A 13,824-nucleotide genomic window follows, 5' to 3' on the forward strand; every position below is an offset into this window, starting at 1 on the left:
ACGTCCCACGACCCCCACGAGGCCGAACCCACCTGCGTGGATGACGCAAAGCCACCGTACCGGGACGTGGCGTTACTCAACCTCCAGGCCCGGGCCCGCGCGCGCTGCTAGAGGCCGGTTCCCGTCAGGTACGCCGACACCACCACGTTCGCCGTGTAGCTGCGGGTCGTACGGTCGAAGCTGCCGCCGCAGGTGACCAGCCGCAGTTCGGCCCGGCCCGACTCGCGGGGGCCGTAGGCCTGGTGGGCGTCGAAGCGGTCGCGGGTGAGGACCTGGACGGACTCGACGGTGAACTCGGCGACCTTGGCGTCGGCCCGGATCACCCGGATCGTCTGGCCCGGGCGCATGGCACTGACCTTGTAGAAGACGGCCGGCCGGGTGTCGGTGTCGACGTGACCGACCATCAGGGCGGTCCCCGGCGCCCCGGGTGCCACGCCGCCCGCGTACCAGCCGACCGCGCCCGGCTGGTCGTACGGCGGCGGATCGAGCGCGCCGCGCGCGTCCAGACCCCGCGCCACCACGGGCGCCTGCACCCCGAGCCCGGGGATGTCCACGCGCTGCGGCAGCGCCTCGCCCAACGGGCGGTGCGCGGGCGGCAGTTTCACGTCCGGGGGCCGTCCGGCCGCCGCCATGTCGCCCGTGGTGGGCGCGGATACGCCGTGCCGTACGTCGGTCACCTCGCGGCCCCACAGCCACAGGCCGAGCAGCAGCGCCACCCAGGCGACGCCGGCCAGCAGGCGGCCCGTGCCGGAGGAGCCTTGTCCGATCGGATCCTGGTCGGACATGGTCAGTCCGTTCCGCGGCGCCGGCGGACACCGCCCAGCACGACGACCACCGCGGCCGTTCCCGCGAGAACCAGGCCGGTCACTCCCTGCGCGGTGCCGGGACCGGCCCCGCGGTCCTCGGCGGCGACGAGGTCCGCCGCGCCGCCACCACCGGCTTGGACGGGGGCGATGGGTGAGGCGTACGCGCTCGGCCGCCTGGGGGCGGGCCGCTGCCCGTCGTCGCCGGACGCGGACGGCTGCCCACCGCCTTCAGGCACGGGCGGCTGTCCAGCGGTGCCGGGGGCGGGTGGCTGTCCGACAGTCCCGGGTGCGGGTGGCCGGCCGGCCATCCCCGGTGCGGGGGGCTGCCCGCCGGGTCCGGACGCGGACCGCCGTCCTTCCCGTTCCCGTTCCCGCTCCCGGACGGTGAACGTGCCGGTCCGTTCGGCCTCACCGCAGGTGACCTTCACGGCGTACCTGCCCGCGCCGAGCGTGGAGCGGACGCGGCTCTCGCCGGCGAGTTCACCGTCGGTGACGGTGAGCCGCGCGTCCGCGACGAACGCCGCCGAGCGGGCGACGGCCGTTCTCTCCGCGCAGTCGGTCACGCGGAGCGTGACGTCACTGCCGGGCGCGGGGATCGCCGGGGTCACCGAGACGCCCCCTGCGTCCGCCGCGTGCGCCGCCGGAGTGAGGGCGGCCGCGACCAGGACGCTCGTGCAGACAGTGACTCTCAGGGAACCCATCGTGAACCTCCAGACGTCTGGAGCCTCCCCCGCACGGTCGGCCACCGCATCCTCAGGGACGCGGCGACTGCTCCATACGGGTGGCGACGGGTTTGAGCTCCGGCCCGCTGCCTCCGGGCTCAGACCCGGTCGACGAGGTCCGCGATCGAGTCGACGACCTGCGACGGCCGGTACGGGAAGTCCTCGACCTGCTCGGGCCGGGTCAGGCCGGTGAGCACCAGGTACGTCTGCATGCCGGCCTCCATGCCCGCCAGCACGTCCGTGTCCATGCGGTCGCCGATCATCGCGCTGCTCTCGGAGTGCGCCCCGATGGCGTTCAGCCCGGTCCGCATCATCAGCGGGTTCGGCTTGCCCGCGAAGTACGGCTTCTTGCCGGTCGCCTGGGTGATCAGCGCGGCGACCGCGCCGGTCGCGGGCAGCGGGCCCTCGGTGGACGGGCCGGTCTCGTCGGGGTTGGTGCAGATGAAGCGGGCGCCGCCGAGGATGAGCCGTACCGCCTTCGTCATGGCCTCGAAGGAGTACGTGCGGGTCTCGCCGAGGACGACGTAGTCCGGCTCGTGGTCGGTCAGGATGTAGCCGATGTCGTGCAGCGCGGTGGTCAGTCCGGCCTCGCCGATGACGTACGCCGAGCCGCCCGGCCGCTGGTCGTCCAGGAACTGGGCCGTGGCCAGGGCCGAGGTCCAGATGCTCTCGATCGGCACCTCCAGGCCCATGCGGCGCAGCCGGGCGTGGAGGTCGCGCGGGGTGTACATCGAGTTGTTGGTGAGGACCAGGAAAGGCTTCCCGGACTCGCGCAGCTTCTTGAGGAAGGCGTCGGCGCCGGGGATCGGTACGCCCTCGTGGATGAGTACACCGTCCATGTCGGTGAGCCACGACTCGATGGGCTTGCGGTCTGCCATGTGCGGGATCTCCTGCCGTACGCGGGCCAGCGTGCGCCCCAGCCTAAACAGTGGCGGGATCTTGCGGAATGGCCTGTATACGCCGTCCCGACAGGCGGGACGGTCCTCGCGGCTCGGCGGCTCGGCGGCTCGGCGGCTCAGCGGCGCCGCCGCGCGAGCAGCAGTGCCCCGCCCCCGGCGAGCAGCACCGCCGCGGCAGCCGCGGCGAACCGGCCGCCGGTTCCCGTACGGGCGAGTTGCTCGGCGAACGGGAAGCGGTCCTCGCGGGGCGGGACGGACGCGTCGGAGTCGGGCTGGGAGTCGGTGCCGCCGTCGGCCTCCGACTCGCCCCCGTCGATCGGCCCGTCGCCGTCGATCCCGAACCGGTAGTCGTTCGACTGCCCGACCCAGTCGCCGTCGTCGTCGTGCCGCTGCACCACCGCGGCGTTGACGGTGACGTCGTTCGGCACGGCGTCCAGGGTGACCGCGAGCCGCACCTTCACGGTGACGGTCCTCCCCGGCCCGACCGTGAACCCGGCGAAGCGCTCCTCCTCGTCGGTGAACGCCCCGACGAGCTCGTCCTCATCGGTCTTCTCGAGCCGCACGGGGTGCGCTCGCGCCCCTTCGAAGAACTCCAGCCGGGACTGCGACGGCTCCAGCGCCCGCTTGTCGTCGACGAGCACGACGACGGGGTGGATACCGGTGCACGGCCGGTCGGTCGTGTTGGTCAGATCGAGGTACCAGGTCCCGAACCCGCCCCCGGCCGTGTAGGCGTCGGGCCCGCCGTGGATGCGGGTGGTGAGCGGGAAGGTGTGGTCGTCGGGCGCGGCACAGGCGGGCGCCGGGTCTTCGGCGTACGCCGGATGGGCCCCGGTGAGCAGGACGGCGGCTGCCGCCGCCAGGCAGAGGTGAGCGAGCGTGCAGGGTCGCATGGAGATGTGACATTGCCGGATGGAGCCGGTCGCGAGCCGACGTTGCCGGGAACGCCCCCGAACGGCGGTGCGGATCCGCCCGGTCGGCGGACATCCGGAGCTCCTCAGCGGCGCCGGAGTGCCTTCGCACGCGAGTGGGCCCAGCCGGTCAGGAGGACACCGGCGGCGGTGAGGACCGCGTAAGTCAGCAGCGCGGGGAGGAAGCCGCCGGGGAGCCCGTCCAGCAGCCCCCGGTCGCCGTGGTCGATGAGGAGCCGGATGAGTGCCTGGGCGCACACGACCATGATCACCATGCCGAGGACCTGCAGGACGTCGTACTTCACGTCGTACTTCATGCCTTCCTTTCCGCGGGGAGAGGTGCTTCGTTGACGTTACGAACGTATCAATCTGCAGACGCGTATGGGCCTTGCACGACCCTTGGTTTCCGTTTTACGTCACACTTTTTCGGCGCGCTATCGTGAAGGTGTGCGTGACGAAAAGAAGCGGGCGTGCCCGGTGTGCGGCACGCCCACGGCCCGTCCTGGCCGAGGTCGCCCGCCCGTCTATTGCTCCCGGAGCTGCCAGGCCCGGGCGTACCGCCGGCGGCGGCAGCCGCTGCCCGCCCCGGGCAGCCCGCCCGCGCCCCGGCCGACAGACGTCCGCGCTCGGCAGCGGCGTCGGATCGCCGAGGCGGTGTGGCGTATCGCGGCCGAGCAGGGGCTGGACGCGGCGAGCATGCGCAGGATCGCGGCGGAGGCGCGGGTGTCGCTGCGGGTCGTGCAGTACCACTTCGACTCCAAGCACGCCCTGATGGTCGACGCGCTGCGGCTGCTGCACGAGGAGAACGAACGGCTGGCGCAGGGCCGCATCCCGTACGACATGACGGAGCCGGGCGCGCTGCTGCGGGCGGTGCTGGACGAGTTCCTGCCGTTGGACGAGCAACGCGCCTTCGCGCTGCGCGTGTTCACGGCGTACTACGCGCGGAGTCTCACCGATCCCGTGCTCGCGGAGGTCTTCCTGGCCGCCGAGCAGCCGCTGGAACGGCTCGTCTCGGACATCATCGGGGTGGGCGAGGCGGCAGGGCGCACCGCGCCGGGCATCGACCGGGCGCACGAGGCCGACCTGCTGGTGGCGGGAGCGGTCGGGCTGGGCCTGGACGTCCTGCACGGCCGCCGCTCACTCGCGGACGTACGGACGGTGCTGGACTACCACCTGGGGCGGATCTTCCCGGACGCCATCCGCACACCCCGGCCGCTTCCGGCCGCCACGCCCCTCAATTCGGCACCCGCCGCTCAGCCGTCCCCCCGCCCGAACACCGGCCCCAGCACCAACTGAGCCGCCCCCACGGCCACGACTCGCCCTCCCCCCGGCGCAACACGTACCGGTACGGCGTCCTCGCCCGTGCGCCGGGCCCGCGTTCCAAGTACCGCCCCGACGCCCCGCACGAACGCCTCCGGCGCCGCGGCCACCGTCCGGCCGCCCAGCAGGACGACGTCGATGTCGAGCAGCCCCACCAGGTTCGCCGCGCCCGCTCCCAGCACCCGCGCCGCCTCCTCGACATCGCCGCGCGCCACCGCGCCGAGGCACAGCGCCTCCACGCAGCCGCGGTCGCCGCAGGTGCACGGCGGGCCGTCCAGCTGGATCACCTGGTGGCCGAACTCCCCGGCCCCGGTCCGGGCTCCCCGGTGCACACTGCCGCCGATCACCAGACCGGCCCCCAGGCCCGTACCGAGGTGCAGATACGCGAAGGAGCCGCCCCCACCCCCGGCCGCCAGGCCCAGCGCAGCCGCGTTGGTGTCCTTGTCGACCACGACCGGCACCCCGAGCCGCTCCGCCAGCGCCTCCCGCAGCGGAAAGCCGTCCCACTCGGGGAAGCCGGTGACCCGGTGCAGCACGCCCCGGACGTGGTCGAGCGGCCCGGGCAGCGCCACTCCCACCCCGAGCAGGGAACCGGCAGGGGCGAGGAGCGGCCCGGCGGGCAGCACCTCCGGGACCGTCAGCGGCCCGGCATCCGCCACCGTCACCCGCTCGGCATCCGCCACCCCTGCCCGCTCGGCATCCGGCGCCGTCGCCCGCACGGCATCCGCCACTGTCGCCCGCTCGGCATCCGCCACCCCTGCCCGCTCGGCATCCGGCGCCGTCACCGGCGCGGCTTCCGCCACCGTCACCCGCACGGCTTCCGTCACCGCCGCCAGCACCGCCCGCGCACCCGCCCCCAGGTCCAGCGCGGCCCGCCGCTCCCCCACCACCGTCCCGCGCAGATCCACGAGCACGGCCCGGACCTCGTCCCGGTCCAGGTGAACCCCCACCGCGTGCCCCGCCTCGGGCACCAGCCGCAGCACCGTGCGCGGCTTGCCCCCGGTCGACGCGCGGCGGCCCGCCTCCGCCGCGAGCCCGTCCTCCCGCAGCCGGGCCGTGATCTTGCTGACCGCCTGGGGGGTGAGCCCGGTCCGCTCGGCGAGTTCGAGCCGGCTGATGCCGTCGGACCCGGCCGTGCGCAGGAGGTCGAGCACCAGCGCGGTGTTGTGGCTGCGCAGGGCGAGCAGGTTCGCCCCGGCCGGTCCCGCACCGATGCCGCCCGCTCCGCCTGCCCCGCCCACTCCGCCCGTACGGTCGTTCGTCCTGTTCACGCCACCCATTGTCCCCGGCGCTTGCACTTTGGCAACAGCGTTGCCAAAGTGGAGGGCATGACTGGCACACCCCTCGGGACACCGTCCGGCACCCCCGGCTCGCCCCTCCGCGTCGGCCTCGTCGGCTACGGCCTCGCCGGCTCCGTCTTCCACGCCCCGCTGATCGCCGCCACCGAGGGCCTCGCCCTGGACACGGTGGTCACCTCGAACCCCGAGCGGCAGCAGCAGGCCCGCGCCGCGTTCCCGGACGTGCGCCTCGCCGCCGGCCCGGACGAGCTGTTCGAACGGGCCGGGGAGCTGGACCTGATCGTCGTGGCGTCCCCGAACAAGACGCACGTGCCGCTCGCGACGACCGCGCTCAAGGCCGGTCTGCCGGTCGTGGTCGACAAGCCCGTCGCGGGCACGGCGGCCGAGGCGCGGGAGCTGGCCGCCCTGGCCGAGGAGCGCGGCCTGCTCCTGTCCGTCTTCCAGAACCGCCGCTGGGACAACGACTTCCTCACCCTGCGCAAGCTGCTCGACGAGGGCGAGTTGGGCGACGTCCGGCGCTTCGAGTCCCGCTTCGAGCGCTGGCGTCCGAAGCCGAAGGGCGGCTGGCGGGAGTCCGGCGACCCCGCAGAGATCGGAGGTCTGCTGTACGACCTCGGCAGCCATGTCGTCGACCAGGCGCTGGTCCTCTTCGGCCCGGCGGCCGCCGTCTACGCGGAGTCGGACATTCGCCGCCCGGGCGCCGAGACGGACGACGACACGTTCATCGCGATCACGCACGCCAGTGGCGTCCGCTCCCACCTCTACGTCTCCGCGACGACCGCCCAGCTCGGCCCCCGCTTCCGCGTTCTGGGCTCCGCCGCGGGCTACGTCAAGTACGGCCTCGACCCCCAGGAGGCTGCCCTGCGCGAAGGCCACCGCCCCGGGCCCGGCTGGGGCGCCGAGCCCGAGTCGCTGTGGGGCCGCGTGGGCTCCGGCGAGTCCCCGGTCACGGGCGGCGGCCGACCCGAACCGACCCTGCCGGGCGACTACCCCGCTTACTATGCGGCCGTGGCGAAAGCCCTGCTGGAGGGCGCCCCGAACCCGGTGACCGCGCTGGAGGCGGCCGCCGCCCTGGACGTACTGGAGGCCGCCCGTCGTTCGGCCCGCGAGAAGGTGACGGTGACCCTGTGACCCACAAGAGCACGCACGGCCCTTCGCACAGCCAGGAACTCACCCCGAAGATCCACCCGGAGCTCGCCCCGAGCCTGGAGGAGCTGGAGAGGGAGGAACGCCGCCTGGTGTTCCGCCAGTTCACCCACGACGACGCCTGGGCGCTCGGCTCGCTCCTCGTCGGCATGGCCCGGGAGCGACAGGCCCCGGTCGCGATCGACGTCCACCGCGCCGGCCAGCAGCTCTTCCACGCGGCACTGCCCGGCTCCACGCCCGACAACGACGCCTGGATCGCCCGCAAGCGCCGGGTCGTCGAGCGCTACGGCTCCGCCTCGTACCTGGTGGGCGCCCGCTTCCGCGCCAAGGGCACGACGTTCGAGGAGTCCTCGCGCCTCGACCCCGACACGTACGCGGCACACGGCGGTTCCTTCCCGATCATCGTCGAGGGCGTCGGCGTGGTCGGCGCGGTGACGGTGTCGGGGCTGCCGCAGCTCCAGGACCACCGGTTCGTGGTGGAGGCGCTGGAGGAGTTCCTCGGCAAGGACCGCTAGCGCGCCGAAATCACCGGCGCCTGCTCGGAATTAGTGCCGGGTCCCTCCGGTTGGCACCTGCCGTACGCGTGATCACATACGGCGCCCAACCGGAGGGACCCCCACCGATGACCACCGCTCTGAAGGAAACCGTCGGCCGGTACGGCATCTGGAGCGTAGGCCTGCGCTCGGAGGACCCGGACCGGCGCGGCGAAATCGCCGAGGCCGCCTCCGAACTGGAGGAACTCGGCTACGGCGCCGTCTGGCTGGGCGGCAACAGCTCCGCCGCCAACGCCGCCCCGCTGATCGAGGCGACCTCGAAGCTCACCGTAGGCACCAGCATCCAGAGCATCTGGCAGCACGAACCGGACGCCGCCGCCACGGCCTTCGGGGACCTGGAGTCGGCCCACCCCGGGCGTTTCCTGCTGGGCCTCGGAGTGAGCCACGCCAAGCGCGTGGAGCAGTACTCCCGCCCCTACTCGGCGCTCGTCGGCCACCTCGACGGCCTGGACGCCGCGGGAGTGCCCGCGGAGCGCCGCCTCCTGGCCGCCCTGGGCCCGAAGTCGCTCCGGCTGGCCCGCGACCGGGCGGCGGGCTCGATCCCGTACCTGGTCACCCCGGAGCACACCGCGCACGCCCGCGAGATCCTGGGCGAGGCTCCGCTGCTGGCCCCGGAGCTGGGCGTCATCCCGGAGACGGACCCGGCCCGCGCCCGCGCCCTGGCCCGCGAGTTCCTCGCGATCTACCTCCCGCTGCCGAACTACACCAACAACTTCCTCCGCCACGGCTTCACCGAGGACGACCTGCTGGACGGCGGCAGCGACCGCCTCGTCGACGCCCTGTTCGCCTGGGGCGACGACACGGCGATCCGCGCCAAGATCGACGCCTTCTTCGAGGCGGGAGCGGACCACCTCGCCCTCCAGGTCCTGGGCGGCGAGCCGCGCGACGCCCTCCCGAGGAAGGCGTGGCGCGACCTGGCTTCTGCGCTGGCGTAAGGGGAGCGCCCCAGGGGCGCGGGGAACTGCGCGACCGGCCACGGACGGCCCGCAGCCGAAAGCCGACCGCAGTTCCCCGGCTCACCCAGCGGAGCGCCTACGCGTCTTTGAACTCCTGCCGCTGCCGCCCGAGCCCTTCGATCTCCAGCTCCACGACATCCCCGGCCCGCAGGAACGGCTTGGGCTCGGGCGCCCCCAGCGCCACCCCCGCCGGCGTCCCCGTGTTGATCACGTCTCCGGGGTACAGCGTCATGAACTGACTGAGGTACCGCACGACCTCCCCCACCGGGAAGATCTGCTCGGCCGTCGTCCCGTCCTGCTTCAACTCCCCGTTGACCCACAGCCGCAGCGACAGCCGCTGCGGGTCCGGCACCTCGTCCGCCGTCACCAGCCAGGGCCCCAGCGGATTGAACGTCTCGCAGTTCTTGCCCTTGTCCCAGGTCCCGCCCCGCTCGATCTGGAACTCCCGCTCGGACACGTCGTGCGCCACCGCGTACCCGGCGACATGCGCGAGTCCTTCCTCCGCGGACCCCAGGTACCTGGCCGTACGCCCGATGACGACGGCCAGCTCGACCTCCCAGTCGGTCTTGCGGGACGCGCGCGGCACGAGCACCGTGTCGTTCGGCCCGATCACCGTGTCCGGCGCCTTCATGAAGACGACCGGCTCGGCGGGCGGCTCGGCACCCGTCTCACGCGCATGGTCGTGGTAGTTCAGCCCGATGCAGACGATCTTGCCGATCCGCCCCAGCGGCGGCCCGATCCGCAGCCCGGTGGCGTCCAGTACGGGCAGCTCACCGGCGTCGGCGGCGGTACGGATCCGCGCGAGCGCCGCGTCGTCCGCGAGCAGCGCCCCGTCGATGTCCGGCACGACGCCCGACAGGTCCCGCAGGGTCCCGTCGGCGTCGAGCAGTGCGGGCCGCTCGGTCCCCGCCGTACCGACTCGCAGCAGCTTCATGATCACGTCTCCCTCGATCGCGGGCGCCCGCCCGAGGCCTGCGACCCGGATGCGGCGGGGCAGCCATCGGAGGACTGGTCGATCCTCCAAGCTGGCAGTCCACTCCGCAATACCCCGTTCACGGACTGGACCGTCACGTACCCGACCGGCTACCGGTACAGCACAGCGCGCTCGACGACACTCCACGTCGTACTGGTCACGACGTACAGCGCGGCGGCCAGCGGCACGACGGCCACGGTGACGAGCGTGAAGAAGGACATGAAGGGCATCACCTTGGTCACCGCCCCGAGCCCCGCCATCTGCTCCTCGCCGGCCGGGAGTGCCGGATTCACGGCCATCATGCGCTTGCTGAGGCGGTAGCTGAACGCCGCGACCCCGGCGACGACCACGAACAGGCCGGCGTAGACCAGCCCCGCCCCGTCGAGGAGACCACCCTGGAGCGCGTCCACCCACCGCTCCCCCAGCGGCGCGGCGAACAACTGGTGGCCGAGCAGTTCATTGGCCCGCCCGCCGATCGTGTCGCTGGAGAACAGGTGGTAGAGCAGGAAGAACGCGGGCACCTGGAGCAGCCCGGGCAGGCAGCCGGCCAACGGTGACACCTTCTCCTCGGCGTGCAGCTCCAGCACGGCCTTCTGGAGCTTCTCGGGGTTCCTCCCGTGCTTCTTCCGCAGCTCGGCGATCTTCGGCTGGAGCGCGGTCCGGGCCTTCTGGCCGCGTGCGGCGGCCCGGGACAGGGGGTGGACGAGGAGTCGTACGAGCGCGGTGAACAGGACGATCGCGGCGGCGGCCGCCGAGGCGCCGAACAGCGGCTGGAGGAGGTCGGCGAGTTCCTCGACCAGGTGGGCGAAGACGGACATGGGTGAGCCCTCCGGGGGTCTCGTCGTGCCGGGAGTGGGACATGGCGGCATGACGACCCGCGCGGGGCCGGCTACGTGAACGTGCCTGGATGTGCCCTACGCGAAGGTCGCCCGGAGGGCGTGGCCGGGGGCCCGGGGCCGGGTGCGCCCCCGGGCGTCGGGATCGCGTTGGGGCAGGAAGGCCGTACGGCGGTCGCGGTCGCGGATGGCCGTACGCACCCGGGTTCGCGGCACGGTGGGCGCGCAGCGCGAGCCGACGAGGGCGCAGACCGCGAGCGCGGCAAAGGCCGCGGCGGTCGCGGCGAGCGCGACGGTGGCGTAGAGGCTGCCGGCGTCCAGCAGCGCCACTTCCAGGACCAGGAAGAGCAGCACGAGAGCGGGACGCAGACTCGCCCGGCCGCTGACCATCGACTCCCTCTCCCCTGTACGCGCGTTCGCTCGACTACCCGTTCTCTTCGCTCTGTTCGTTATACAGGATCGCTCCGACGGTCGCGTCCGAGACTTCGTACACGGGTTTGAGAAAGGTTCGTCGCAACTCTCGACAACCCACCCGCCACACCCGATGCTTCTCGATGCCCATGAACGGGCCAACCCGCGACGCCGGACCGGGGGGACCGGCGTCTGCCCCGAATCCCCTACGGAGGAGCCGTGATCCGACGCAGAACCCTGCTGACCGCAGCAGGCGGTACGTTCCTCGGCAGCGCCCTGGCGACAGGCACCGCGCACGCGGACGCCACGATCGCCGTCAACCCCTCGACCACGTACGGCACCTGGGAAGGCTGGGGCACCTCCCTCGCATGGTGGGCCAACGTCTTCGGCGCCCGGGACGACTTCGCGGACCTCTTCTTCACCACCAAGTCGGTGACGTACAACGGCAGATCGCTGCCGGGCCTGGGCCTGAACATCGCCCGCTACAACCTCGGCGCGTGCAGCTGGAACAACGTCGGCGGCGAGACGATGGTCGAGTCGCCGAACATCCCCGCCTTCAAGCAGATCGAGGGCTTCTGGCAGGACTGGAACAACGAGGACCCCACCTCCTCGGCCTGGAAGTGGTCGGCGGACGCCAACCAGCGCGCGATGCTGGTGAAGGCGACGCAGCGCGGCGCGATCACGGAACTCTTCGCCAACTCCCCCATGTGGTGGATGTGCAGCAACCACAACCCCTCGGGCGCGGCGGGCGGCGGCAACAACCTCCAGACCTGGAACTACCGCCAGCACGCCTCCCACCTGGCGGCGACCGCCCTGTACGCCCGCAACAACTGGGGCGTGAACTTCGCGACGGTCGACCCCTTCAACGAGCCGGCCTCCACCTGGTGGACCGCGACCGGCACCCAGGAGGGCTGCCACATGGACCCCGCGGTCCAGGCGGCCGTACTGCCGTACATGCGCAGCGAGTTGGACAAGCGCGGCCTGACGGGCATCCGCATCGCCGCCTCGGACGAGACGAACTACGACACGGCCCGCTCCACCTGGGCGTCCTTCAACTCGTCGACCAAGGCCCTGGTCTCCCAGGTCAACGTGCACGGCTACCAGGGCTCCGGCGGCCGCCGCGACCTCCTCTACACGGACGTGGTGACGACGTCCCGCAAGAAGCTGTGGAACTCCGAGACGGGCGACAGCGACGGCACGGGCCTGACCATGGCGTCGAACCTCTGCTACGACTTCCGCTGGCTGCACCCCACGGCCTGGTGCTACTGGCAGGTCATGGACCCGACGGCGGGCTGGGCGATGATCGCCTACGACAAGAACACCCTCCAGCCGACGACAGTCCAGACCAAGCACTACGTACTGGCCCAGTTCAGCCGCCACATCCGCCCCGGCATGACGATCCTCGACACGGGCGTGAGCTACGCGGTGGCGGCGTACTCGGCGTCCTCCCGCCGCCTGGTGATCGTCGCGGTGAACACCTCCACCTCCGCCCAGACCCTCACCTTCGACCTCTCCCGCTTCGCGACGGTGACGGGCGGCACGAACGGCGCGGTACCCCGCTGGAACACGGTGACGACGGGCGGCGGCGACCTCTACACCCCCCGCTCGGACATCCGCCTCAACGGGAAATCCGTCAGCGTCCCCTTCGCGGCAAAGTCGGTCCAAACGCTCCACATCGACGGAGTGACGCTGTAGGCCGACGGCATGCCGACACCCTTGGCGGCGATTCGGGACGAACTGTAGAGCCGGCATGACAAGCATGGGGAACCCGCGCAGGCCAGACGCCTGGCCTGCGCATCCCTCACGCTCGTCACCTCCCGGCAGTACGGTGTCCCCCATGCGCCCCGACACGCCTGCCGAAATCGTCGACCACACCGCCGAGGCGGCACGCCTGGAGCGGACCGCCGGCCTGTACCCCGAGGACGCCGAGGCCCTGCTGCTGCGCGCCGCGGCCCACCTCGAACTCGCCGGCGACCGCCCCACGGCCACGGCCCTCTACGACCGTCTGCTGTCCTCCACGGACGACCTGGAGAACCCCCACTTGGTCCGGGCGCTCAAGGCCTCGAACCTCTGGGAGTACGGCCACGAGGCCGAGGCCAGGGCGATCATCGAGGGCGTCCGGGTGGCGTCCCCGAGGGACCCGGCCCCCTGGGTGATCGTCGCCGAGGCCCTGGAGTCCCACGACGAGCTGGAAGCGGCGCACGACACGTTCACGGAGGCCGTACGCCTCCTCCTGACCGACGTCCCGCAACCCCCGCAGCCGACCCACCCCCTCCTCTTCGGCCGCCACCGGGTCCGCCGCATGCTGGGCAGGTCCCACGACGAGTGGGACGCGCTGGCGGACACGGTCCACTCGCTCCCGATCACCCTGGACGAACTCCACGACCCGAAACGGGTCTGGTCCCTGGGCTCGGAGAACCCGGCGGAACTGGAAGCGGAGATCACCCGCCTCCGCGCGGAACTGGGCGCCTACCGCGAGGCCCTCTCCCGCCCCTTCCCGGTGGCGATCCTCCACTGGCCGGCAACGGAACTCTCAGAACTCCTCGAGGCGTACCCGACCCTGACCTCGGAATACCCCTCCCACGAAACCCACCTCGCGACCATAGAGTCCGCCCTGCGAGAACTGTCCACCTCAGGCACCCCCAACCTGGGCATCGTCACCGGCACGGTCCCGTCCTACGAGGCCTTCGCCGCCTCGGAGGGCTCCTCCCCGGCCGACGCGACGCTGCTCCCCCAGTACGCGACGACACTGGCGGCGCGGGGGCGGGCTGTGGCTTGGCCGCCGCAGCAGGGGGCGGCTTGCTGGTGTGGGTCGGGGCGGGCTTACGGCGAGTGCCACGGCAGCACCGCCTGATTCCGTCCCGGCGACGGGGCACAACGACCACCGGCAGACCGCCGCCGAGCCGACCGGGCATGCCCGGAAACGCCGACGCGTCCGTCACCGCCGAGCGCCTGAACAACTCACTGCCGCGCCACGCCCCCTGGCCCCTCGCTT

15 protein-coding genes are annotated in these 13,824 nt (G+C 72.6%); 6 read left to right on the plus strand and 9 right to left on the minus strand.

Annotation, left to right across the window (positions count from 1 at the left end; genetic code table 11):
- Positions 1-107: 107 nt before the first annotated feature.
- From HDA41_RS14635 to HDA41_RS14655, 5 genes are all read right to left on the minus strand, one after another.
- Entirely contained in the window at positions 108-785 is a 678-nt protein-coding gene (locus HDA41_RS14635) for a class F sortase (protein ID WP_184984133.1), read from the minus strand.
- Between the two features lie 2 nt (positions 786-787).
- Positions 788-1,507: a hypothetical protein gene (locus HDA41_RS14640; RefSeq protein ID WP_184984135.1), complete on the minus strand. Its 720-nt coding sequence runs from the start codon at positions 1,505-1,507 to the stop codon at positions 788-790.
- A 119-nt stretch (positions 1,508-1,626) separates the two neighbouring features.
- On the minus strand, positions 1,627-2,406 hold the full coding sequence (locus HDA41_RS14645) for an HAD-IIA family hydrolase (RefSeq protein WP_184984136.1): 780 nt from the start codon (positions 2,404-2,406) through the stop codon (positions 1,627-1,629).
- A gap of 137 nt (positions 2,407-2,543) precedes the next feature.
- Positions 2,544-3,317, minus strand: coding sequence for an LPXTG cell wall anchor domain-containing protein (locus HDA41_RS14650; protein ID WP_184984138.1), 774 nt, complete (start codon positions 3,315-3,317; stop codon positions 2,544-2,546).
- A gap of 104 nt (positions 3,318-3,421) precedes the next feature.
- A complete protein-coding gene (locus tag HDA41_RS14655) occupies positions 3,422-3,652 on the minus strand; it encodes a hypothetical protein (protein WP_221511517.1) in 231 nt (76 codons plus the stop codon).
- Positions 3,653-3,782: 130 nt separating this feature from the next.
- Here HDA41_RS14655 and HDA41_RS14660 point away from each other — a divergent pair, with 130 nt between their 5' ends.
- Complete coding sequence (locus HDA41_RS14660; RefSeq protein ID WP_230299365.1) at positions 3,783-4,631, plus strand: TetR/AcrR family transcriptional regulator; 849 nt, start codon at positions 3,783-3,785, stop codon at positions 4,629-4,631.
- Here the strand turns inward: HDA41_RS14660 and HDA41_RS14665 are convergent.
- Positions 4,589-5,935, minus strand: coding sequence for an ROK family transcriptional regulator (locus tag HDA41_RS14665; protein ID WP_184984140.1), 1,347 nt, complete (start codon positions 5,933-5,935; stop codon positions 4,589-4,591). The genes HDA41_RS14660 and HDA41_RS14665 overlap by 43 nt on opposite strands.
- A 48-nt stretch (positions 5,936-5,983) precedes the next feature.
- Here HDA41_RS14665 and HDA41_RS14670 point away from each other — a divergent pair, with 48 nt between their 5' ends.
- The 3 genes from HDA41_RS14670 to HDA41_RS14680 all read left to right on the plus strand — a co-directional run bounded on the left by HDA41_RS14670 (position 5,984) and on the right by HDA41_RS14680 (position 8,588).
- Entirely contained in the window at positions 5,984-7,084 is a 1,101-nt protein-coding gene (locus HDA41_RS14670) for a Gfo/Idh/MocA family protein (RefSeq protein ID WP_184984142.1), read from the plus strand.
- On the plus strand, positions 7,081-7,614 hold the full coding sequence (locus tag HDA41_RS14675; RefSeq protein ID WP_184984144.1) for a heme-degrading domain-containing protein: 534 nt from the start codon (positions 7,081-7,083) through the stop codon (positions 7,612-7,614). Before HDA41_RS14670 ends, HDA41_RS14675 begins: the two co-directional genes overlap by 4 nt.
- Positions 7,615-7,721: 107 nt before the next feature.
- Positions 7,722-8,588, plus strand: coding sequence for an LLM class F420-dependent oxidoreductase (locus HDA41_RS14680; RefSeq protein ID WP_184984146.1), 867 nt, complete (start codon positions 7,722-7,724; stop codon positions 8,586-8,588).
- A 97-nt stretch (positions 8,589-8,685) separates the two neighbouring features.
- Here HDA41_RS14680 and HDA41_RS14685 read toward each other — a convergent pair whose 3' ends face one another.
- The 3 genes from HDA41_RS14685 to HDA41_RS14695 form a co-directional block, all read right to left on the minus strand.
- Positions 8,686-9,543, minus strand: a complete 858-nt coding sequence (locus tag HDA41_RS14685; RefSeq protein ID WP_184984148.1) for a fumarylacetoacetate hydrolase family protein — start codon at positions 9,541-9,543, stop codon at positions 8,686-8,688.
- Between the two features lie 149 nt (positions 9,544-9,692).
- Positions 9,693-10,400, minus strand: a complete 708-nt coding sequence (locus tag HDA41_RS14690; RefSeq protein WP_184984150.1) for a YidC/Oxa1 family membrane protein insertase — start codon at positions 10,398-10,400, stop codon at positions 9,693-9,695.
- A 96-nt stretch (positions 10,401-10,496) separates the two neighbouring features.
- The gene (locus HDA41_RS14695) at positions 10,497-10,808 is read right to left on the minus strand and encodes a DUF6412 domain-containing protein (protein ID WP_184984152.1); all 312 of its coding nucleotides are present in this window, start codon (positions 10,806-10,808) and stop codon (positions 10,497-10,499) included.
- A 240-nt stretch (positions 10,809-11,048) separates the two neighbouring features.
- Here HDA41_RS14695 and HDA41_RS14700 point away from each other — a divergent pair, with 240 nt between their 5' ends.
- Together HDA41_RS14700 and HDA41_RS14705 are read left to right on the plus strand one after the other, a co-directional pair.
- Positions 11,049-12,524 carry a glycoside hydrolase gene (locus tag HDA41_RS14700; protein ID WP_184984154.1) on the plus strand — a complete coding sequence of 492 codons (1,476 nt, stop codon included), beginning with the start codon at positions 11,049-11,051 and terminating at the stop codon, positions 12,522-12,524.
- Positions 12,525-12,666: 142 nt separating this feature from the next.
- A complete protein-coding gene (locus HDA41_RS14705; RefSeq protein ID WP_184984156.1) occupies positions 12,667-13,683 on the plus strand; it encodes an SEC-C domain-containing protein in 1,017 nt (338 codons plus the stop codon).
- Positions 13,684-13,824: the final 141 nt, after the last annotated feature.

Source organism: Streptomyces caelestis, assembly GCF_014205255.1.
GTDB classification, from domain to species: domain Bacteria; phylum Actinomycetota; class Actinomycetes; order Streptomycetales; family Streptomycetaceae; genus Streptomyces; species Streptomyces caelestis.